This is a genomic window from Pseudomonas sp. 2835 (assembly GCF_050435905.1).
Classification (GTDB): domain Bacteria; phylum Pseudomonadota; class Gammaproteobacteria; order Pseudomonadales; family Pseudomonadaceae; genus Aquipseudomonas.
In genome coordinates this window covers 209,837-229,620 of sequence record NZ_JBNDLE010000004.1, presented here as the reverse complement: position 1 = coordinate 229,620, position 19,784 = coordinate 209,837, and the positions used below count along the sequence as shown (strand labels likewise).

Genomic DNA, 19,784 nt, shown 5'->3' with positions numbered 1-19,784 from the left:
CAAGCGGTTCAAGTTCAAAGCGACATTGTGGGGCTATAGCTCAGCTGGGAGAGCGCCTGCATGGCATGCAGGAGGTCAGCGGTTCGATCCCGCTTAGCTCCACCAAATTCCGATTCGCAGTCAGCTAGACTGACTGCGAAATCAACCGGGTTCCAGCGACCGGGTTGGTAAGGTAAGAAGGTTCGTCCCCTTCGTCTAGTGGCCTAGGACACCGCCCTTTCACGGCGGTAACAGGGGTTCGAGTCCCCTAGGGGACGCCAGTTTTACACAAGCGACATCGAAAGAGGTCGCTGGGCCGCGAGGCTAGAAATCTGGGGCTATAGCTCAGCTGGGAGAGCGCCTGCATGGCATGCAGGAGGTCAGCGGTTCGATCCCGCTTAGCTCCACCAATTTTGCCAGGATTCGTGAAAGCGGATCTGCACGAAGGTTACAAGTCCCCTTCGTCTAGTGGCCTAGGACACCGCCCTTTCACGGCGGTAACAGGGGTTCGAGTCCCCTAGGGGACGCCATTTTACCCACTTTGTGGGATTTCAAGGCTCATTCGATTATTGAATGAGCCTTTTGTTTTTGCCTCGAAAAAAACTTCCCCTCACGCCTTTTTTGCCTGACGCGACAAGCGGCTGCATTTTCTGCTTGCCAAAAAATATGATGAGAATAATATTCTAACCATAATATTTAGGAGGCGAGCATGAACGACAAAAAGGCCAAGACCCGCGAACGGATTCTCGATGCCGCCTGCAGCGCGCTGATCCAGCATGGCCCGGCCGAGCCCAGCGTCAATCAGGTGATGGGCGCCGCCGGCCTGACCGTCGGTGGCTTCTACGCCCATTTCGACAGCAAGGACGCGTTGATGCTCGAAGCCTTTCGCCAGTTGCTGGGCGAGCGTCGGGCGCTGCTCGCCGAAGTCGACCCGAACATGAGCGGCGAGGAGCGCCGGGCCCTGGTTGCCGCCTTCTACCTGTCGCGCAAGCACCGCGACGCCACCGAGCGTGCCTGCCCGCTGCCCACCTCGCTGGGCGAAATGGCGCGCCTTCCGGAAGCCTTCCGCGAAGTGCTGGCCGAACACATTGAACTGATGATGGCCAACCTCGCCGACAGCCCGGAAGAGGCCGACAAGGTGCTCGCCGACATGGCCCTGATGATCGGTGGCCTGGCCCTGGCCCGGGCCCTGGGCACTGACGAGTTGTCTGACCGCATCCTGCGCGCCGCCAAGTCGGCGGTTGTCTGAACTACGCGATATCCACCGGAGTGAAGCGATGAATACCTTGAGCTGGATTCGTAGCGTTAACGGCACCCTCGGGCATCTGGCGCCGGAACACATCGCACGCAAGATGCGCCGCGCCTTCATGACCCCGCGCAACCGGCCGCCGCGTGACTGGGAGCTGCCGCTGTTGGCCCGCGCCGAGCGCATTACTTTGCGTTTCGGCCTCTCGGCACTGCGCTGGGGCCAGGGCCCGACCGTACTGTTGATGCACGGTTGGGAAGGGCGCCCGACCCAGTTTGCCCACCTGATCGAAAGCCTGGTCGACGCCGGTTACACCGCCGTGGCCCTGGAAGGTCCGGCCCATGGTCGCTCGCCGGGCAACGAAGCCAACGTGGTGCTGTTCGCCCGTGCCTTGCTGGAAGCCGCCGCCGAGCTGCCGCCGCTCAAGGCCGTGGTTGGCCATTCCATGGGCGGCGCCAGCATGCTCCTGGCGTTGCAGTGGGGGCTGCGCGCCGAAGTGGCGGTGAGCATCGCCGCACCAGCTCAACTGCTTGGCGTGATCCGCGGTTTCGCTCGTCACCTGGGCATGCCGGCGCGGGCGCGGGCGGCGTTCATTCGCCAGATCGAGCGCGATGTCGGCGTGCAGATTTCCCGCCTGGATGTCAGCGGCTACCAACTGGAGCTGCCCGGCTTGATCGTGCATGCCGAGGACGACCAGTTGGTACCGGTAGACGAGTCTGCTGCCATCCACCGTGCCTGGTTCGACAGCCGCCTGCTGCGCCTGCCCGACGGTGGCCACCTGCGGGTGCTGGCCGACCCGCAGCTGCGCGAAGGGGTGCTGGCGCTGCTGCAGCGCAGCAGTTCACCAGCACGGCAATCGGCCTGAGCATCCGGTACACTCTGCCCGTTAACCATGGATCTGGAGCGGGCATGAGTTGGGACCTGGCAACACCGTTCATCATCGACCTGCGGGTCGCTGCCGACGACATCGACGGCCTCGGCCACGCCAACAACGCGGTCTACGTCACCTGGCTTGAGCGCTGCGCCTGGCGCCATTCCCAGCGCCTGGGCCTGGACCTGGCCGAATACCGGCGCCTGGACCGGGCTATGGCGGTGGTCCGCCACGAAATCGACTACCTGGCCGCTGCGTATGAAGACGACGAGCTGCAACTGGCAACCTGGATCGTCGACTGGGACCAACGGCTGAAAATGACCCGGCGTTTCCAGCTGGTCCGCCCCTGCGACGGCACCACCTTGCTGCGTGCGCAAACCACCTTCGTCTGCATCGAGTTATCCACAGGGCGACCCAAGCGCATGCCGGGTGAGTTTATCGACGGCTATGGCCCGGCGCTGATGGCCGGAGCGCTGTAAGCCGCGGATTTTGCTAGACTGCCGGCCTTTTCCAGCCGAGATGCAACCCATGCAAATTGCCCTGGCCCCGATGGAGGGGCTGGTCGACGACATTCTTCGCGACGTACTGACCCAGGTGGGCGGCATCGACTGGTGTGTCACCGAGTTCATTCGGGTCTGCGACCGCCTGCTGCCGGCGGCGACCTTCGAAAAGCTCGCGCCGGAGCTGAGCCAGGGCGCCCGGACTGCGGCCGGGGTGCCGTTGCGGGTGCAATTGCTCGGTTCCGACCCGGTTTGCCTGGCCGAAAACGCGGTGCTGGCCTGTGAGCTAGGCGCGCCGGTGATCGACCTCAATTTTGGTTGCCCGGCCAAGACCGTCAACAAGTCGCGGGGCGGAGCGGTACTGCTCAAGGAGCCGGAGCTGCTGCACGCGATCTTGCGTGAAGTGCGTCGCGCGGTGCCGGCGCATATCCCGGTCACGGCCAAGATGCGCCTGGGTTTCGACAGCCCTGACGGCGCCCTGGACTGCGCCCGGGCCCTGGCCGAAGGCGGCGCCGAGCAACTGGTGGTGCACGCGCGGACCAAGGTCGACGGCTACAAGCCGCCGGCCCATTGGGAGTGGGTGGCGCGGGTGCAGGATGTAGTCAAGGTGCCGGTGTATGCCAACGGCGAGGTGTGGACTCTGGAAGACTGGCGACGCTGCCGCGAAGTCAGTGGCGTTGAAGACATCATGCTGGGGCGTGGCCTGGTTTCGCGCCCGGACCTGGCCCGGCAGATTGCCGCCGAACGCGATGGCGTCGAGTTCGTGCCCATGGACTGGCAGAGCTTGCTGCCACTGATCCAGGACTTCTGGGGCCAGGCCCGCGCGCAGATGACCCCGCGCCAGGCGCCGGGGCGCTTGAAGCAATGGGTGGCGATGCTCACCCGCACTTACCCGGAGGCAGTGGCGCTGTTCACCGAATTGCGCCGGGAAACCGACTGCGATCGGGTCGGGCAGTTGATTGGTGTACCGGTCAGCGAGGCGGCCTGAAAAAATTTTTGCAGGGTTGCTTGAAAAGCAGGCGAGGGTCCTTATCTAGGGAGTACGCGATGCCGAAGTCGGGTCGCGCTACTACATAACCTCGCTGATTTTCAGGAGATGCATCATGACTACTGCTTTTTCTCTGGCTCCACTGTTCCGTCATTCCGTAGGTTTCGACCGTTTCAATGACCTGTTCGAATCTGCGGCGCGTAACGAGGCGGGTAGCAGCTACCCTCCCTACAACGTTGAAAAACATGGCGATGACCATTATCGAATCGTCGTTGCTGCGGCCGGTTTCCAGGAGCAGGATCTGGACCTGCAGGTGGAAAAAGGCGTCTTGACCGTGACTGGCGGCAAGCGTGACAGCAACGCTGAAAGCGTTACCTATCTGCATCAGGGCATCGCCCAACGGGCGTTCAAGTTGTCGTTCCGGCTGGCTGACCATATCGAGGTCAAGGCGGCTGGTCTGGCGAACGGGCTGCTGAGCATTGATCTGCTGAGGATTGTGCCGGAAGAGGCCAAGGCCAAGCGGATTCCGATCAATGGTGAGAGCAAGCCAGCTCTGAATTGATTGGTTGATGTGAATGAGGGCACCTTCGGGTGCCCTTTTTGTCTTTGGTGATTATCCGTTGGCGAGGGTGGTGCTGAGTCAGGGACGGGGGATCAAGATCGAGAACACAATCCTGTAGGAGCTGGCCTTGCCAGCGATCGAGTGCGCAGCGCTCGTAATCCAGGCTGTTGCGAATGGGTTGGCTGCACCGGCCTCATCGCCGGCAAGGCCGGCTCCCACAGTAGGTCGGTGTACTCTGAACCTGTGCTGGCTTGATCCGCGATGCGATTTGTCCGGCAGGAGGCCATCGCGCTCCTTTGTTTGCTTCAGTAGCCCGCCGGCGCCTCAAGCAACATCGCCCGAAACTCCCCCAGCGGCAACGGCCGGCTATGCAGGTAGCCTTGGTACAGGTGGCAGCCCAGCCGCTCAAGAAACTCCAGTTGCTCCGACAGTTCCACCCCTTCGGCAATCACCGCCAGGTCCAGGCTGCGGGCCATGGCGACGATGGCGCGGACGATTTCGGCGTCGTTGGGGTCTATCGGGGCGTCGCGGACGAAGGATTGGTCGATCTTCAGGGCGTCCACCGGCAGGCGCTTGAGGTAGGTCAGCGAGGAGTAGCCGGTGCCGAAATCATCCATGGCAAAGCTCACGCCAAAGGCCTTGAGCTCGCGCATTTTGCTGATGGTGTCTTCGAGGTTCTGGATGACGATGCCTTCGGTGATTTCCAGCTTGAGGATCTTGTGCGGCAGGCGGTAGTCGTCAAGGCTGCGCATCACCCGTTCGACGAAGTCGTTCTGGCGGAACTGGCGCGGGCTGATGTTCACGCACAGGCTGAAGTCGTTCGGGTCGATCAGGCCGTCGCGCAGCATTCCGGCACAGGCGTCGCAGGCTTCGTCGAGGATCCAGCTACCCACTTCAAGGATCAGCCCGCTTTCTTCCAGCACCTGGATGAACTGCGCCGGCGGCTGTTGGCCCAGTTGCGGGTGGTGCCAGCGCAACAGCACTTCGGCGCCGACGATGCGGTTGTCGCGGGCGTCGACCTGGGGCTGGAAGTGCAGGGCCAGTTCGCCGCGGGCCAGGGCCAGGCGCAGGTCGTTTTCCATGCGCAGGCGTTCGCTGGCAGCCTTTTGCATGGTGGTGTGGAACATTTGCGTGGTGTTGCGCCCGGAGTCCTTGGCCCGGTACAGGGCGATGTCGGCGCGTTTGAGCAAGTCGGCCGGGGTCGAGCCGTGGTCGGGGATCAGCGCCACGCCGATGCTCGGCGTCACCTGCAGGCGCTGGCCGTCCAGCGACATCGGCTCGGCCAGCAGCTCGCGCAGGGTGTCGGCCAGTTCGCGGACTTTTTCCGTGACTTCCTCGCGGCTGCCTTCCAGGCCGCTGAGCAGCACTACGAATTCGTCACCGCCCAGGCGCGCGACGGTGTCTTCCAGGCGCACGCTGGCTTCCAGGCGCGCGGTGATGATCTTCAGCACCGTGTCGCCAACCGGATGGCCAAGGGAGTCGTTGATGTGCTTGAAGTGGTCGAGGTCGAGAAACAGCAGGGCACCACGCAGGTTGTGGCGCTTGAGCAGGGCGATCTGCTGGCTCAGGCGGTCCATTAACAGGGCGCGGTTGGGCAGGTTGGTCAGCGGGTCGTGGTAGGCCAGGTGGCGGATCTGCGCCTGGGCATTCTTCAGCTGACTGACATCGCGGGCGGTGAGCAGCAGGCACTCGGTTTCGTTGAGGTTGATCGGCTCGATCGACACTTCGACGGTGAGAATGTCGCCACGCTTGTTGCGCCCGAGCATTTCCCGGTGATGCACCCGGCCTTTGTCGTGGAATTCGTTGAGCAGCGCGGCGCGCTGCTTGTCGTCGGCCCAGATGCCGATGTCGTGCACGGTCTGGCCGATCACTTCAGCGGCGCTGTAGCCGGTCAGGCGGCAGAAACCGTCGTTGACCTCCAGGTAGCGGCCGCTGTCGCGCTCGGTGATGGTGATGGCGTCGGGGCTTGAATGGAAGGCCTTGGCGAATTTCTCTTCGCTGGCCTTGAGCGCCGCTTCGGCGCGCTGCTGCTGGGTGATGTCGCGCAGGGTGGTGACACTGCAGGGCTGGTTGTCGACCTTGATCAGGCGGCTGGAAATCACGCAGGTCAGCGGCTGCCCGTCCTTGTGGTTGACCACCACGGCGACGTTGTTCAGGGCCTGGTCGCGAATCACCCGTTCGATGCGCCGCGCACGTTCAGCCGACTCGGCCCACAGGCCGATCTGCTCGGCGGTGTTGCCCAGTACCTGGTCGGCGTTCCAGCCAAACACCTGGGTAAAGGCCGGGTTGATCTCGATGAACTGGCCGCTGTCCTGGCGGGTCACGCAGATCGGGTCGGGGCTGGCCTGGAACAGGCTGGCGAACTTTTCTTCGGAGCTGGTCAGGCGCTGCTCGCGCTCCACCTGTTCGGTGATGTCCAGCAACGTCCCGGCCATGCGCAGCGGGTTGCCCTGTTCGTCGCGGTACAGGCGCGCGCGGCTTTCGATGAAGCGTGAGCTGCCGTCTTCCATCTGGATGCGGTAGGTGATCTGGTAATTGCCGGCCGGACCTTCGCGCAGGCTGCGGTAGGCCTGGCGCATGCTGCTGCGTTCCATTTCCGGCACGCCTTCGAAAAACGACTCGAAGGATTCGTGAAACGGCACTGGCTCAAGGCCGTGCAGTTCGGCCGCACGCGCCGAGCCGTAGAGCATGCCGCTGGGAATGTGCCAGTCCCAGGTACCCAGTTGTGCCGAGTCCAGGGCCAGGTCCAGGCGTTCCTGGCTGTCCTTGAGCGCCTGTTCGGCGCGTTTACGCTCGCTGGTGTCGACGAAGGTGCTGAGCAGGTAGGCGGTGCCCTCCAGGTCGATGTTCTGGGTACAAAGGAGGCCGTCGTGAATTTCGCCGCTACTGCCGCGAAACTGCACTTCAAGGGTCACCGGGCCGCTGGTGCCGCTGGTCGACGCCAGCACCTGCAGGCGCTGCTGGGGGTGAACCCACAGGCCTAGCTCGAGGGTGCTCTTGTTGATGATCTGGTGGCCCGGCCAGCCGAGGATGTTCTCGAAGTGCTGGTTGACTTCATAAATCATGCCGTCGGCGCGGCGGGTCAGGAGGATGACGTTGGGGCTCAGGTGGAAGAGCGTGGCAAAGCGTTTTTCCGAGTTGATCAGCGCCGCTTCCCGTTCGCGCTGGCGGGTGATCTCGCGGATCACCCCGACCATCTGCCGCCGGCCGTTGCGGTCCTTGGTCATGCTGCCGTTGATTTCCAGCCAGTGCAGGCTGCCGTCCGGCCAGCGGATGCGATGGCGCAGGGCCTGTTCGACCGGCTCGCCGTTGACCACCGCATGAAACGCCTGCAGGGCGCGGGCGCGGTCTTCCATGGGCACAAGTTCCAGGTAGTCCAGGTCATTGGGCAGCGGCTGGTGCGGGTCGAAGCCGAACAACGCCTGGGTGCCGCGCGACCAGCTGATCTGCCCGGTCTCGACATCCCAGAACCAGGCACCCAGGCGCGCGCCGTTAAGCGCCGCCAACAGCTGCGGGGCGTTTTCCCAGGTTTGCTCCGATTCCTGGGGGTCCGCTGCATGAATTCGGGGCATGCGCGGAAAACGGTTTGCTGATTTGGGCATCGATACCAGACCTTTGGCAGATAACGCGTCCTTGAGCGGGCAGGTGCGCCCGGGTGCTACCTCAGTGGTTCAAGGGGCTTGCATGGCTGTCGAGCAATGCCATAAAGGCCCTGGCGGCATTCGATAACGTTCGTTCGGTGTGCAGAATGTAGCCTAGCTGGCGCGACAGCTGTATGCCCGGCAAGGCGATAGGCGCAACCTGCTCGTCGAGCATAGTACGTGGCAGCACGCTCCATGCCAGGCCGATGGAGACCATCATCTTGATAGTTTCCAGATAGTTGGTGCTCATGGCGATGTTCGGGGTCAGGCCTTGGGCTTCGAACAGGCGCTGGACGATATGGTGTGTGAAAGTGTTACCACCGGGGAACACCGCCGGATGGTGGGCAATGTCGGCCAGGCTGACCGCACCTTTGCGTGCCAGCGGGTGCTCTGGGGCGGCGACGAAGTCCAGCAGGTCGTCCCATACTGGCACTGCGCGCACCAAATGGTGCGGCTCCGGGGCCAGGGTGATGACGGCGATCTCTGCGCGGCCATGGAGGATTTCTTCGTAGGCAACTTCTGAATCGAGAAACTGGATGTCCAGCGCCACCGCCGGGTACTGGCGGGTAAAGGCCCTCAGCAGTGGCGGCAGGCGGTGCAGGCCGATGTGATGGCTGGTGGCCAGGGTCAGGCGCCCGCTGACTTCCCCGGTAAGGTTGGTCAGGGCCCGGCGGGTGTCGTCCAGCACATTCAGTATCTGGTAGGCGCGCGGCAGCAGCGCGCGTCCGGCCTCGGTCAGGTTGACCTCGCGGCCGAGGCGGTCGAACAGGCGCACATCCAGTTGCTGCTCAAGGCCGGCGATACGTTTGCTGATTGCCGGCTGGGTCAGGTGCAGGCGCTCGCCGGCCCCGGAGAAGCTGCCAGTCTCGGCAATCGCGATAAAGGCATTGAGGTTGGCCAGGTCCACTACTCGGATTCCTTTTGGTTATCCAAAGCATAAAAATTATGAATTTGAGTTATTCAATCTACCGGCATAGCATCGTCCGTACAAGCCAAGGGGTTATTGGCATAGAAAGACGCTGATGAGGAACAGTCTGATGGCCGGCAAAACGCTTTACGACAAGCTCTGGGATTCGCATTTGGTCAAGCAGCGCGACGATGGTTCGGCGCTCATCTACATCGACCGTCACATCATCCACGAAGTGACGTCGCCGCAAGCCTTCGAAGGCCTGCGCCTGGCCAATCGCAAACCCTGGCGCATCGATGCCAACATCGCCACGCCTGATCACAACGTGCCGACCACCCCGGAGCGCAAGGGCGGTATCGACGCCATTGCCGACCAGGTCTCGCGTTTGCAGGTTCAGACCCTCGATGAAAACTGCGACGAGTATGGCATCGTCGAATTCAAGATGAATGACGTGCGTCAGGGCATCGTCCACGTCATCGGCCCGGAGCAGGGCGCGACCTTGCCGGGCATGACCGTGGTCTGCGGTGATTCGCACACCTCGACCCACGGTGCCTTCGGCGCCCTGGCCCACGGTATTGGTACTTCCGAGGTCGAGCACGTACTCGCCACCCAGTGCCTGGTGGCCAAAAAGATGAAGAACATGCTGGTGCGCGTCGAAGGCACGCTGCCGTTCGGCGTCACCGCCAAGGACATCGTCCTCGCCGTGATCGGCAAGATCGGCACCGCCGGCGGCAACGGCCATGCCATGGAGTTCGCCGGCAGCGCGATTCGCGAGTTGTCGGTCGAAGGGCGCATGACCATCTGCAACATGTCCATCGAAGCCGGTGCCCGTGTTGGCCTGGTGGCTACCGATGAAAAGACCGTCGAATACGTCAAGGGCCGCCCGTATGCACCCAAGGGCGAGCAATGGGCGCAAGCGGTCGAAGCCTGGAAAGACCTGGTCTCCGACGCCGATGCGGTGTTCGACACCGTGATCGAGCTGGACGCTGCGCAGATCAAGCCGCAGGTCAGCTGGGGCACCTCGCCGGAGATGGTCTTGGCGGTTGACCAGCGCGTGCCGGACCCGGCTGCCGAAGCCGATCTGGTCAAGCGTGGCTCGATCGAACGGGCGTTGAAGTACATGGGCTTGAGCGCCAACCAGGCGATCACTGACATCCAGCTTGATCGGGTATTCATCGGCTCCTGCACCAACTCGCGCATCGAAGACCTGCGCGCCGCCGCCGAAATCGCCAAGGGCCGCAAGGTGGCCGCGACCATCAAGCAGGCGATCGTGGTGCCGGGCTCGGGCCTGGTCAAAGCCCAGGCCGAGAAAGAAGGCCTGGACAAGATTTTCCTCGAAGCGGGCTTCGAGTGGCGTGAACCGGGTTGCTCGATGTGCCTGGCGATGAACCCCGACCGCCTGGAGAGTGGCGAACATTGCGCCTCCACCTCCAACCGCAACTTTGAAGGGCGTCAGGGCGCCGGTGGCCGTACCCACCTGGTGAGCCCGGCCATGGCCGCCGCCGCCGCCGTTACCGGCCGTTTTGTCGATGTACGCGAGTTGATCCAAGGGAGCGCAGCATGAAAGCCTTTACCCAGCACACCGGCCTTGTCGCGCCATTGGACCGTGCCAACGTCGACACCGACCAGATCATTCCCAAGCAGTTCCTGAAGTCGATCAAGCGCACCGGCTTTGGCCCCAACCTGTTCGATGAGTGGCGCTACCTGGATGTTGGCCAGCCGTACCAGGACAACAGCAAGCGCCCGCAGAACCCGGATTTCGTGCTTAACCACGCGCGTTATCAAGGTGCCAGCGTGTTGCTCGCCCGCGAGAACTTCGGTTGCGGCTCGAGCCGTGAACATGCGCCGTGGGCCCTGGAAGAGTACGGCTTTCGCAGCATCATCGCGCCGAGCTATGCCGACATCTTCTTCAACAACAGCTTCAAGAACGGCTTGCTGCCGATCATCCTCAGCGATGAGGAAGTCGACGAGCTGTTCAAGCAGGTTGAAGCCGATCCGGGTTACCAGTTGAACATCGACTTGCAGGCACAGACCGTGACCCGTCCGGACGGCAAGGTGCTGACCTTTGAGATCGACGCGTTTCGCAAGCACTGCCTGCTCAACGGCCTGGATGACATCGGCCTGACCTTGCAGGATGGCGATGCGATTGCCGCGTTTGAAACCAAGCACCGGGCCAGCCAGCCCTGGTTGTTTCGTGACGTCTGACTAATACGGTGAACCGGCTGACGCCATCGCCGGCAAGGCCGGCTCCCACAGATGCTGTGAGCACCACAGCCTGTTTGGGAGCTGGCGTTGCCAGCGATGAGGTCAAGGAGATCGCAATGACCAGCACCACCCATAAGGATGTCGTCCAGCGCCAGTTCGGCGAACAGGCCAGTGCCTACCTGAGCAGCGCCGTGCATGCCCAGGGCAGCGAGTTCGCCCTGCTACAGGCCGAGCTTGCCGGCCAAGGCCGCGCACGTCTGCTGGACCTTGGCTGTGGCGCCGGCCATGTGAGTTTCCACGTTGCCCCGCTGGTGCGTGAAGTGGTGGCCTATGACCTGTCGCAGCAGATGCTCGACGTGGTTGCCGCTGCTGCCGCCGAGCGTGGCTTCGAGAACATCGTCACCGAACGTGGCGCCGCCGAGCGCCTGCCGTTCGCCGATGCTTCGTTCGATTTCGTCTTCAGCCGCTACTCGGCGCACCACTGGAGCGACCTGGGCCTGGCGCTGCGGGAAGTGAAGCGGGTGCTCAAGCCCGGTGGCGTGGCAGCCTTTATCGACGTGATGTCGCCGGGCAGCCCGCTGCTCGACACCTACCTGCAGAGCGTCGAGGTGCTGCGCGACACCAGCCATGTGCGCGATTATTCGGCCAGCGAATGGCTGCAGCAGGTCAGCGAGGCCGGCCTGTTCACTCGCAGCCACAGCCGCCAGCGTCTGCGCCTGGAATACAGTTCGTGGGTCGAGCGCATGCGCACCCCTGAAGTGATGCGTGGCGCCATCCGCCAATTGCAGCAGGCGATGGGCGAAGAAGTACGGCAGTATTACCAGATTGAAGCCGACGGCTCGTTCAGCACCGATGTCGTGGTGCTCTGGGCCGAACGCTAGGTTTTTTCCGGCAGGCCAACAGGGCGTGCCGCTTGAATTGAATAGAGGAAAGCATGAGCAAGCAGATTCTGATTCTTCCAGGTGATGGCATCGGTCCGGAAATCATGGCCGAGGCGGTCAAGGTGCTGGAACTGGCCAACGACAAGTTCCAGCTCGGTTTCAGCCTGGAGCACGACGTCATCGGCGGCGCCGCCATCGACAAGCACGGCGTGCCGCTGGCCGACCAGACCCTGGAACGTGCACGCAAGGCCGACGCCGTGCTGCTCGGCGCCGTTGGCGGGCCGAAGTGGGACAAGATCGAGCGCGACATTCGCCCTGAACGCGGCCTGCTGAAAATCCGCTCGCAACTGGGCCTGTTCGCCAACCTGCGTCCGGCGATCCTCTACCCGCAACTGGCCGACGCTTCGTCACTCAAGCCAGAAATTGTCGCCGGCCTGGACATCCTCATCGTTCGCGAGCTGACTGGCGGTATTTACTTCGGCGCGCCACGCGGCACCCGCGAGTTGGAGGGCGGCGAGCGCCAGTCCTACGACACCCTGCCATACAGCGAGAGTGAAATCCGCCGTATCGCCCGGGTCGGTTTCGACATGGCCCGCGTGCGCGGTAAAAAACTCTGTTCGGTCGACAAAGCCAACGTCCTGGCCTCCAGCCAGCTGTGGCGCGAGATCGTCGAGGAAGTGGCCAAGGATTACCCGGACGTCGAACTCAGCCACATGTACGTCGACAACGCCGCCATGCAACTGGTGCGTGCACCCAAACAGTTCGACGTGATGGTCACCGACAACATGTTCGGCGACATCCTGTCGGATGAAGCTTCCATGCTCACCGGCTCCATTGGCATGCTGCCATCAGCGTCGCTGGATGCCGACAACAAGGGCATGTACGAGCCTTGCCACGGTTCGGCACCGGACATCGCCGGCCAGGGTATTGCCAACCCGCTGGCGACCATTTTGTCGGTGTCGATGATGCTGCGTTACAGCTTCAACCAGCAGGCGGCAGCCGAGGCCATTGAAAAGGCCGTCAGCCTGGTATTGGATCAGGGGCTGCGCACCGGCGACATCTGGTCGGACGGTTGCAGCAAGGTGGGTACGCAGGAAATGGGCGACGCAGTAGTCGCAGCGCTGCGGAATCTGTAATCTCTCGGGCCCGCTGCTGTTTTTCCCAGTGAAGCAGCGGCCCACTTTTTAGCAAAGGTGTAGTTGCGATGAAACGTGTAGGTCTGATCGGTTGGCGCGGTATGGTCGGTTCCGTGCTCATGCAGCGGATGCTGGAAGAGCAGGATTTTGATCTTATCGAGCCGGTGTTCTTCACCACCTCCAACGTCGGTGGCCAGGGTCCGGCAGTGGGCAAGGATATTGCTCCGCTCAAGGACGCTTACAGCATTGAAGAGCTCAAGACCCTCGATGTGATCCTGACCTGTCAGGGCGGCGACTACACCAACGAAGTCTTCCCCAAGCTGCGTGAAGCAGGCTGGCAGGGCTACTGGATCGACGCCGCCTCCAGCCTGCGCATGCAGGATGATGCGGTCATCGTGCTCGACCCGGTCAACCGCAAGGTCATCGACCAGCAGCTCGACGCCGGTACCAAGAACTACATCGGCGGCAACTGCACCGTCAGCTTGATGCTGATGGGCCTGGGCGGGCTGTTCGAAGCCGGCCTGGTCGAGTGGATGAGCGCCATGACCTACCAGGCAGCCTCCGGCGCCGGCGCGCAGAACATGCGCGAGCTGATCCGCCAGATGGGCGCGACCCACGCGGCGGTCGCCGATGACCTGGCCAACCCGGCCAGCGCCATCCTCGACATCGACCGCAAGGTCGCCGAGGCCATGCGCAGCGAAGCCTACCCGACCGAGAACTTCGGCGTGCCGCTGGCCGGCAGCCTGATCCCGTGGATCGACAAAGAGCTGCCTAACGGCCAGAGCCGTGAAGAGTGGAAGGCCCAGGCCGAGACCAACAAGATCCTCGGCCGCTTCAAGAGCCCGATCCCGGTCGACGGCATCTGCGTGCGCATCGGCGCCATGCGTTGCCACAGCCAGGCGCTGACCATCAAGCTGAACAAGGACGTGCCGATTGCCGACATCGAAGGCATGATCAGCCAGCACAACCCTTGGGTGAAACTGGTGCCGAACCAGCGTGAAATCAGCATGCAGGAGCTCAGCCCGACCAACGTCACCGGTACCCTGAACATTCCGGTGGGCCGCCTGCGCAAGCTGAACATGGGTTCCCAGTACCTGGGCGCCTTCACCGTTGGTGACCAGCTGCTGTGGGGCGCGGCCGAGCCGCTGCGGCGCATGCTGCGCATCCTCCTGGAGCGTTGATCGCCAGGCAGTGTTGAACCCAAGCCCGTGCTGGAGACAGCGCGGGCTTTTTTGTGGGTGGTCCACGCTGTGGGAGCGGCGGTGCGACGACTCGACTTGACCCGCGATTCAGGTGTCCCGCGCATGAGAATCCAAGTAAAGTGCCGCTCCCGCCGTTTCAGCAGAGGATTTTTCCATGACCCAGCCTATTGATATCGCCGTTATCGGTGCCACCGGTACTGTCGGTGAGACCCTCGTGCAGATCCTCGACGAGTGCGATTTCCCGGTCGGCACCCTGCACCTGCTGGCCAGCAACGAATCGGCGGGCAGCGGGGTGATGTTTCGCAGCAAGAGCCTGCGCGTGCGCGAGGTCGACAGCTTCGACTTCAGCAAGGTCAAGCTGGCCTTCTTTGCCGCCGGCCCGGCAGTGACCCGCAGCTTCGCGCCGCGGGCCCAGGCGGCCGGTTGCGCAGTCATCGACCTGTCCGGCGGCCTGCCGGCCGAGCAGGCGCCAGCGGTGGTGCCGGAAGCCAACCCGGCAGTGCTCGACAGCCTCAAGGCGCCGCTGCAACTGAGCAGCCCGAGCAGTGCGGCAATCGCCCTGGCAGTCGCCCTGGCGCCACTCAAGGGCCTGCTGGAACTTGAGCGTGTCAACGTCACCGCCTGCCTGGCGGTCTCGGCCCAGGGCCGCGAGGCGGTCAATGAACTGGCCCGGCAGACTGCCGAGCTGCTCAATGCGCGGCCGCTGGAGCCGCGCTTCTTCGACCGGCAGATGGCGTTCAACCTGCTGGCCCAGGTTGGCGCCAGCGATGCCGAAGGCCATGGCGCCCTGGAGCGCCGCCTGGTCAGCGAGTTGCGCGAAGTGCTCGGCTTGCCTTCACTGAAGATTTCCGTGACCTGCGTTCAAGTCCCGGTGTTTTTCGGCGATAGCTACAGTGTGTCCGTGCAAAGCCGCACGCCAGTCGACCTGGCGGCGGTCAATGCCGCGCTGGAAGCTGCTGAGAGCATTGAACTGGTGGAGGAGGGTGATTATCCGACGCCGGTGGGTGACGCAGTGGGCCAGGACGTGGTCTATGTTGGACGGGTACGCGGTGGAATCGACGAGGCTGAGCAGCTCAACCTCTGGCTGACCACCGACAATGTGCGCAAAGGCGCGGCCCTGAACGCGGTACAGCTGGCGCAATTGTTGATAAAAGGCCTTGTGTAAAAGATACTTGCCGACAATTTGCCCCACTTGTTCTCGGTTGCCGGGGAAGGTTCATTCAAAGGAAGAGGTCATGCTTCGAATTCGCAAACTGGTCTTAGCAATTGCCGCGGCGTCGGCGCTGTCGTCCGGTATGGCGCATGCCCTCGGGTTGGGCGAGCTGACCTTGAAGTCAGCGCAGAACCAGCCCCTGGATGCCGAGATCGAACTGCTCGATGTCCGCGACCTGACCGCGGCCGAAGTGGCGCCGAGCCTGGCGCCGCCCGAAGAGTTCGCCAAGGCCGGTGTCGAGCGCCAGGCGTTTCTCAATGACCTGAACTTCACCACGGTGATCAACCCCAACGGCAAGAGCGTGTTGCGGGTGACTTCGAGCCAGCCGCTGCCGGCGCCGATGGTCAAGTTCCTGGTCCAGGTCATGTGGCCGAGCGGCCGCCTGCTGCGTGACTACAGCGTGCTGATCGACCCGGCCAAGTTCAACACCCCGGCCGGGCAACCGGCGCCGGCCGGCGTTGCGCCTGCGGTGACTGCGGCAAACTACACCACCGTGCGTCGCGACACCCTGTGGGAAATTGCCTCGAAAGCCCGTCAGGGCGGGTCGGTGCAGCAGACCATGCTGGCCATCCAGGCACTGAACCCGGATGCCTTTATCAACGGCAATATCAACTTGCTGAAGACCGGCCAGGTCCTGCGCCTGCCCGATCAACAGCAGATCACCAGTATTCCTCAGGGCCAGGCCGTCACCGAGGTTGCCGAGCAGTACGCTGCCTGGCGCGAAGGCCGGCGTCTGGGCCCGCGTGCGCGCCAGCTTGACGCCACCCGGCGCAGCGGCACTGAGGCGGCGCCGGCACGCATCGCCAACCAGGACAACCTCAAGCTGGTTGCCCCCGGCAGCAAGGGCGCTGCGGATGGCAAAGGTCTCAACGACAAGCTGGCCGTGGCCCAGGAAAGCCTGGACACCAGCCGTCGTGACAACGAAGAACTGAAAAGCCGCATGGCCGACCTGCAGAGCCAACTGGACAAACTGCAGCGCCTGATTGCGCTGAAGAACGATCAGTTGGCCAAGCTTGAAGCCCAGGGCGCCGCCGCGCCAGCGCCTGAAGCCGCTCCGGCCCAACCTCCAGCCATCGCCGCTGAGCTACAACCGGCCCCGGCACCCGCCGAACCTGTGGTTTCGCCGGCACCGGCTGCGGTCGATACCGCACCGGTTGACCCGGCGCAGCCTGCCGCCGTCGAACAAGCGCCGGCTGACTCGAACAAGATGCTCGACGATCTGCTCGGCAACCCGTTGTTGCTGGCGCTGATCGCCGGTTCCGCGCTGTTGGTGCTGCTGCTTCTGTTGCTGTTGCTGGCCCGCAAGCGCAAGGCCGACCAGGAAGCGGAAAAACACCTGCGCATGGCCCGGGCCCTGGCTGAAGAAAGCGACCGCGCGCCCGACCTGGACCTGCCGCCCAGCAGTTTCGAAGGCCTGGACATCGCGCCGCCGAGCGTGACCCTGGCGCCGGCAGTGGTAGCCGCGTCTGCTGCGGCTGCGACAGCTGCCGCGTTGCCTGCCGAAGAGCCGGCGCCTGTCATTGCCGAGCCTGAACCCAGCAAGCCGGTGCAAGGCCCGATTGCAGCGCCGCTGGTTGCTCCGGCGGCCAGCCCTGCGGCACCGACCGGCGACGCCGTGCTCGATGAAGCGCAACTGAGCATTGCCCGCGGCCGCCTCAATCATGCCGCCGAGCTGCTCGAGCCTGCCGTCGCCGCAGCGCCTGAGCGCAGCGACCTGCGTCTGAAACTGATGGAAGTCTATGCCCGCCAGGGCGACCGCGACGCCTTTGTCGGCCACGAGCGGCAGCTGATTGCCACCGGCCAGAACCACGCCGATGTCGAGGCCTTGAAAAATCGCTTCCCGGCCATGCTCGCCGTCGCGGCGGCAGGCGTTAGTGCTGCGGCGCTGGCGGCCGAGCTGGATGCCCAGTATGTCCAGGAGCTGCTGCAGGACGAGGCGCCTGCCGAGCCGGTGGCCGAGGCAGAGCCAGCCGTCGAGCCAGCCGTTGAGCCAGAAGCAGAGGCCGAGCAGGTCGCCGAGCCTGAGCCTGTGGTCGAAGAATCGCCGGCTGAGCTTGAGCCTGTGCCTGAAGACGACCTGGACAGCGCCTTCGACTTGAGCCTGGATGACGACCTGCAAGGCCTGGAGCTGGATGCGCCGCCACTGCTTGACGAGCCTTCGCTGGCCGTCGAAGCGCCACAGGCCGAAGAAGTCGCGAGCGAAGCCAGCCCGGCGCAACCGGACTTCGACGCCTTGCTCGCAGAGCACCTTGCCGAGCCTGAGCAGGCCCTGGACGACCTCGCCGATTTCGACCTCGACGTTGCTGGCGACGAGCCGGCGCTGGCGCCGAACGGCGAGACCGTCGATATCGCCGCAGAGCTGGCGGCGTTTGATGAAGCCATGCCGGAGTTCGACCCGCTGAGCGAGCTGGACCTGCCGGAAGACTTCGACCTGTCGCTGTCGCTGGACGACTCGCAGGAGGATAAAAACTTTGCCTCGGAGCTCGATGACGTCAACGCCGAACTCGACAAGCTGTCGCAAAGCCTTGAGCAGCCGTCGATCGAACCGCATTTCAGCGAAGCGGACGCCGCGATCAGCGACGACCTCGACGATGATTTCGACTACCTCGGCGGCGCCGACGAAGTGGCCACCAAGCTCGACCTGGCCCGGGCCTATATCGACATGGGCGACCATGACGGTGCCCGCGACATTCTTGACGAAGTGCGCAAGGACGGCAGCGATGCCCAGCGCCAGGAAGCCGACGAGCTGCTCTCGCGCCTGGTCTGAGTTCACCCTGTGTAAAAGCAACGGCAGCCCAAGTGGCTGCCGTTGTCGTTATAATTGCCGCCATCTGCTAAACCGACAGGCTGTATCCCCTTGGAAATCATTGATAACGCGGCTGCCGAAGTGGCCGCCGAAGGCTTCTTTCGTATCGCCCTGGGCGTTGAGTACAAAGGTTCGCGCTACCGCGGCTGGCAGCGCCAGGCCAGTGGCGTGGCAAGCGTGCAGCAAACCCTCGAAGAAGCCTTGTCGCGGGTGGCCGATTCGCCGGTCACCCTGCATTGCGCCGGACGCACCGATGCCGGCGTGCATGCCTGCGGCCAGGTGGTGCATTTCGACACCCAGGCGGTGCGCAGCATGAAGGGCTGGACCATGGGCGCCAACATCAACCTGCCGCACGACATCAGCGTGTCCTGGGCCAAGCAGATGCCGGCGCACTTCCATGCGCGCTTCAAGGCCATTGCCCGGCGTTACCGCTACGTGATCTACAACGACCAGATCCGCCCGGCGCACCTGGGCGAAGAGGTGACCTGGAACCACCGGCCGCTGGACGCCGAGCGCATGGCCCTGGCTGCCGAGTACCTGGTCGGCACCCACGATTTCAGTGCCTTTCGCGCCGGCCAGTGCCAGGCCAAGTCGCCGGTCAAGAACCTCCATCACCTGCGCGTTACCCGCCACGGCCAGATGATCGTCCTCGACATCCGCGCCAGCGCCTTCCTGCACCACATGGTGCGCAACATTGCCGGCGTGCTGATGACCATCGGCGCTGGCGAACGGCCGCCGGAATGGGCCCTGGAAGTGCTGCAAAGCCGCGAGCGGCGCGCCGGCGGGGTGACTGCCCATCCGTACGGGCTGTACCTGGTGCAGGTCGAGTACCACGACGAGTTCGAGCTGCCCGAGCGTTACATCGGCCCACACTTCATTACCGGCTACGAGGCATTGACGGGCTGACGGCCCGCAAGCCATTTGCTAACATCCGGGACTTTCCGCTTTCTGCTGAGGTTCACAGGTCATGAGCGCCGTTCGCAGCAAAATCTGCGGCATTACCCGCATCGAGGATGCGCTGGCCGCAGCCGAGGCGGGCGCCGATGCCATCGGCCTGGTGTTCTATGCCAAGAGCCCGCGGGCGGTCGATGTGCAGCAGGCGCGGGCGATCATCGCCGCCTTGCCGCCGTTCGTCACCACCGTCGGCCTGTTCGTCAACGCCAGCCGTTGCGAGCTGACGGAAATCCTCGAAGCGTTGCCGCTGGACCTGCTGCAGTTCCATGGCGATGAAACCCCGGCTGAATGCGCAGGTCACAACCGTCCATGGATCAAGGCCTTGCGGGTGCGTCCGGGCGACGACCTGGAGGCCAGCTGCAAGCTGTACAGCGGCGCCAGCGGCATACTTCTCGATACCTATGTGGCGGGCGTGCCCGGCGGCACTGGCGAGTCCTTCGACTGGTCGTTGGTGCCTGCGCAACTGAGCAAGCCGATCATCCTCGCTGGTGGCCTGTCGCCTGATAACGTCGCGCAAGCCATCCAGCAGGTACGGCCTTATGCGGTGGATGTCAGCGGGGGAGTGGAGCAGGCCAAGGGCATCAAGGACCCGGCACGGATCGAGGCGTTTATCCGTGCGGTCAAGCAGGCGTGAAAACGCTGCATGCTGCGGATGTGACGGCTGGCCGCGCGCCATCGTCCATAGCTTTCGCA

16 protein-coding genes and 4 tRNA genes are annotated in these 19,784 nt (G+C 63.6%); 18 read left to right on the top strand and 2 right to left on the bottom strand.

Going from position 1 to position 19,784, the window contains the following annotated elements:
* Positions 1 to 29: 29 nt before the first annotated feature.
* The 9 genes from ABIE20_RS07340 to ABIE20_RS07300 all read left to right on the top strand — a co-directional run bounded on the left by ABIE20_RS07340 (position 30) and on the right by ABIE20_RS07300 (position 4,146).
* A tRNA-Ala gene (locus ABIE20_RS07340) sits at positions 30 to 105 on the top strand.
* A 79-nt stretch (positions 106 to 184) separates the two neighbouring features.
* Positions 185 to 260, top strand: a tRNA-Glu gene (locus ABIE20_RS07335).
* A gap of 53 nt (positions 261 to 313) precedes the next feature.
* A tRNA-Ala gene (locus ABIE20_RS07330) sits at positions 314 to 389 on the top strand.
* A gap of 44 nt (positions 390 to 433) precedes the next feature.
* Positions 434 to 509 (top strand) — tRNA-Glu (locus tag ABIE20_RS07325).
* 179 nt (positions 510 to 688) lie between these two features.
* A complete protein-coding gene (locus ABIE20_RS07320) occupies positions 689 to 1,228 on the top strand; it encodes a TetR/AcrR family transcriptional regulator (RefSeq protein ID WP_045195130.1) in 540 nt (179 codons plus the stop codon).
* A gap of 28 nt (positions 1,229 to 1,256) precedes the next feature.
* A complete protein-coding gene (locus ABIE20_RS07315; RefSeq protein ID WP_429503986.1) occupies positions 1,257 to 2,090 on the top strand; it encodes an alpha/beta fold hydrolase in 834 nt (277 codons plus the stop codon).
* A 44-nt stretch (positions 2,091 to 2,134) separates the two neighbouring features.
* Positions 2,135 to 2,575 (top strand): acyl-CoA thioesterase, encoded by a 441-nt coding sequence (locus tag ABIE20_RS07310; protein ID WP_429503984.1) that lies wholly within the window; start codon positions 2,135 to 2,137, stop codon positions 2,573 to 2,575.
* A gap of 49 nt (positions 2,576 to 2,624) precedes the next feature.
* Positions 2,625 to 3,584: a tRNA dihydrouridine synthase gene (locus tag ABIE20_RS07305; protein WP_429503982.1), complete on the top strand. Its 960-nt coding sequence runs from the start codon at positions 2,625 to 2,627 to the stop codon at positions 3,582 to 3,584.
* Positions 3,585 to 3,699: 115 nt separating this feature from the next.
* Positions 3,700 to 4,146: an Hsp20 family protein gene (locus ABIE20_RS07300; RefSeq protein WP_100782040.1), complete on the top strand. Its 447-nt coding sequence runs from the start codon at positions 3,700 to 3,702 to the stop codon at positions 4,144 to 4,146.
* A 305-nt stretch (positions 4,147 to 4,451) separates the two neighbouring features.
* On the opposite strand, the gene ABIE20_RS07295 is transcribed toward ABIE20_RS07300, so the two are convergent.
* Together ABIE20_RS07295 and ABIE20_RS07290 are read right to left on the bottom strand one after the other, a co-directional pair.
* A complete protein-coding gene (locus tag ABIE20_RS07295; protein WP_429503979.1) occupies positions 4,452 to 7,748 on the bottom strand; it encodes a PAS domain S-box protein in 3,297 nt (1,098 codons plus the stop codon).
* Positions 7,749 to 7,809: 61 nt separating this feature from the next.
* Positions 7,810 to 8,694 carry a LysR family transcriptional regulator gene (locus ABIE20_RS07290; protein ID WP_429503977.1) on the bottom strand — a complete coding sequence of 295 codons (885 nt, stop codon included), beginning with the start codon at positions 8,692 to 8,694 and terminating at the stop codon, positions 7,810 to 7,812.
* A gap of 130 nt (positions 8,695 to 8,824) precedes the next feature.
* Between ABIE20_RS07290 and leuC the strand changes: the two genes are divergently transcribed.
* The 9 genes from leuC (at position 8,825) to ABIE20_RS07245 (ending at position 19,725) form a co-directional block, all read left to right on the top strand.
* Entirely contained in the window at positions 8,825 to 10,258 is a 1,434-nt protein-coding gene (leuC, locus tag ABIE20_RS07285; protein ID WP_429503976.1) for a 3-isopropylmalate dehydratase large subunit, read from the top strand.
* A complete protein-coding gene (gene leuD / locus ABIE20_RS07280; protein WP_429503975.1) occupies positions 10,255 to 10,899 on the top strand; it encodes a 3-isopropylmalate dehydratase small subunit in 645 nt (214 codons plus the stop codon). The genes leuC and leuD overlap by 4 nt, the downstream gene beginning before the upstream one ends.
* Positions 10,900 to 11,015: 116 nt before the next feature.
* The gene (locus tag ABIE20_RS07275) at positions 11,016 to 11,780 is read left to right on the top strand and encodes a class I SAM-dependent methyltransferase (RefSeq protein WP_115085982.1); all 765 of its coding nucleotides are present in this window, start codon (positions 11,016 to 11,018) and stop codon (positions 11,778 to 11,780) included.
* A 53-nt stretch (positions 11,781 to 11,833) separates the two neighbouring features.
* Positions 11,834 to 12,916: a 3-isopropylmalate dehydrogenase gene (gene leuB, locus ABIE20_RS07270; protein WP_045195110.1), complete on the top strand. Its 1,083-nt coding sequence runs from the start codon at positions 11,834 to 11,836 to the stop codon at positions 12,914 to 12,916.
* A gap of 68 nt (positions 12,917 to 12,984) precedes the next feature.
* On the top strand, positions 12,985 to 14,097 hold the full coding sequence (gene asd, locus ABIE20_RS07265) for an aspartate-semialdehyde dehydrogenase (RefSeq protein WP_010223256.1): 1,113 nt from the start codon (positions 12,985 to 12,987) through the stop codon (positions 14,095 to 14,097).
* Positions 14,098 to 14,272: 175 nt separating this feature from the next.
* On the top strand, positions 14,273 to 15,283 hold the full coding sequence (locus ABIE20_RS07260; RefSeq protein WP_429503971.1) for an aspartate-semialdehyde dehydrogenase: 1,011 nt from the start codon (positions 14,273 to 14,275) through the stop codon (positions 15,281 to 15,283).
* A gap of 70 nt (positions 15,284 to 15,353) precedes the next feature.
* Entirely contained in the window at positions 15,354 to 18,098 is a 2,745-nt protein-coding gene (locus tag ABIE20_RS07255) for a FimV/HubP family polar landmark protein (protein WP_429503970.1), read from the top strand.
* Positions 18,099 to 18,218: 120 nt separating this feature from the next.
* Positions 18,219 to 19,043 (top strand): tRNA pseudouridine(38-40) synthase TruA, encoded by an 825-nt coding sequence (truA, locus tag ABIE20_RS07250; RefSeq protein WP_184959567.1) that lies wholly within the window; start codon positions 18,219 to 18,221, stop codon positions 19,041 to 19,043.
* A gap of 61 nt (positions 19,044 to 19,104) precedes the next feature.
* Positions 19,105 to 19,725, top strand: a complete 621-nt coding sequence (locus tag ABIE20_RS07245) for a phosphoribosylanthranilate isomerase (protein ID WP_429503968.1) — start codon at positions 19,105 to 19,107, stop codon at positions 19,723 to 19,725.
* Positions 19,726 to 19,784: the final 59 nt, after the last annotated feature.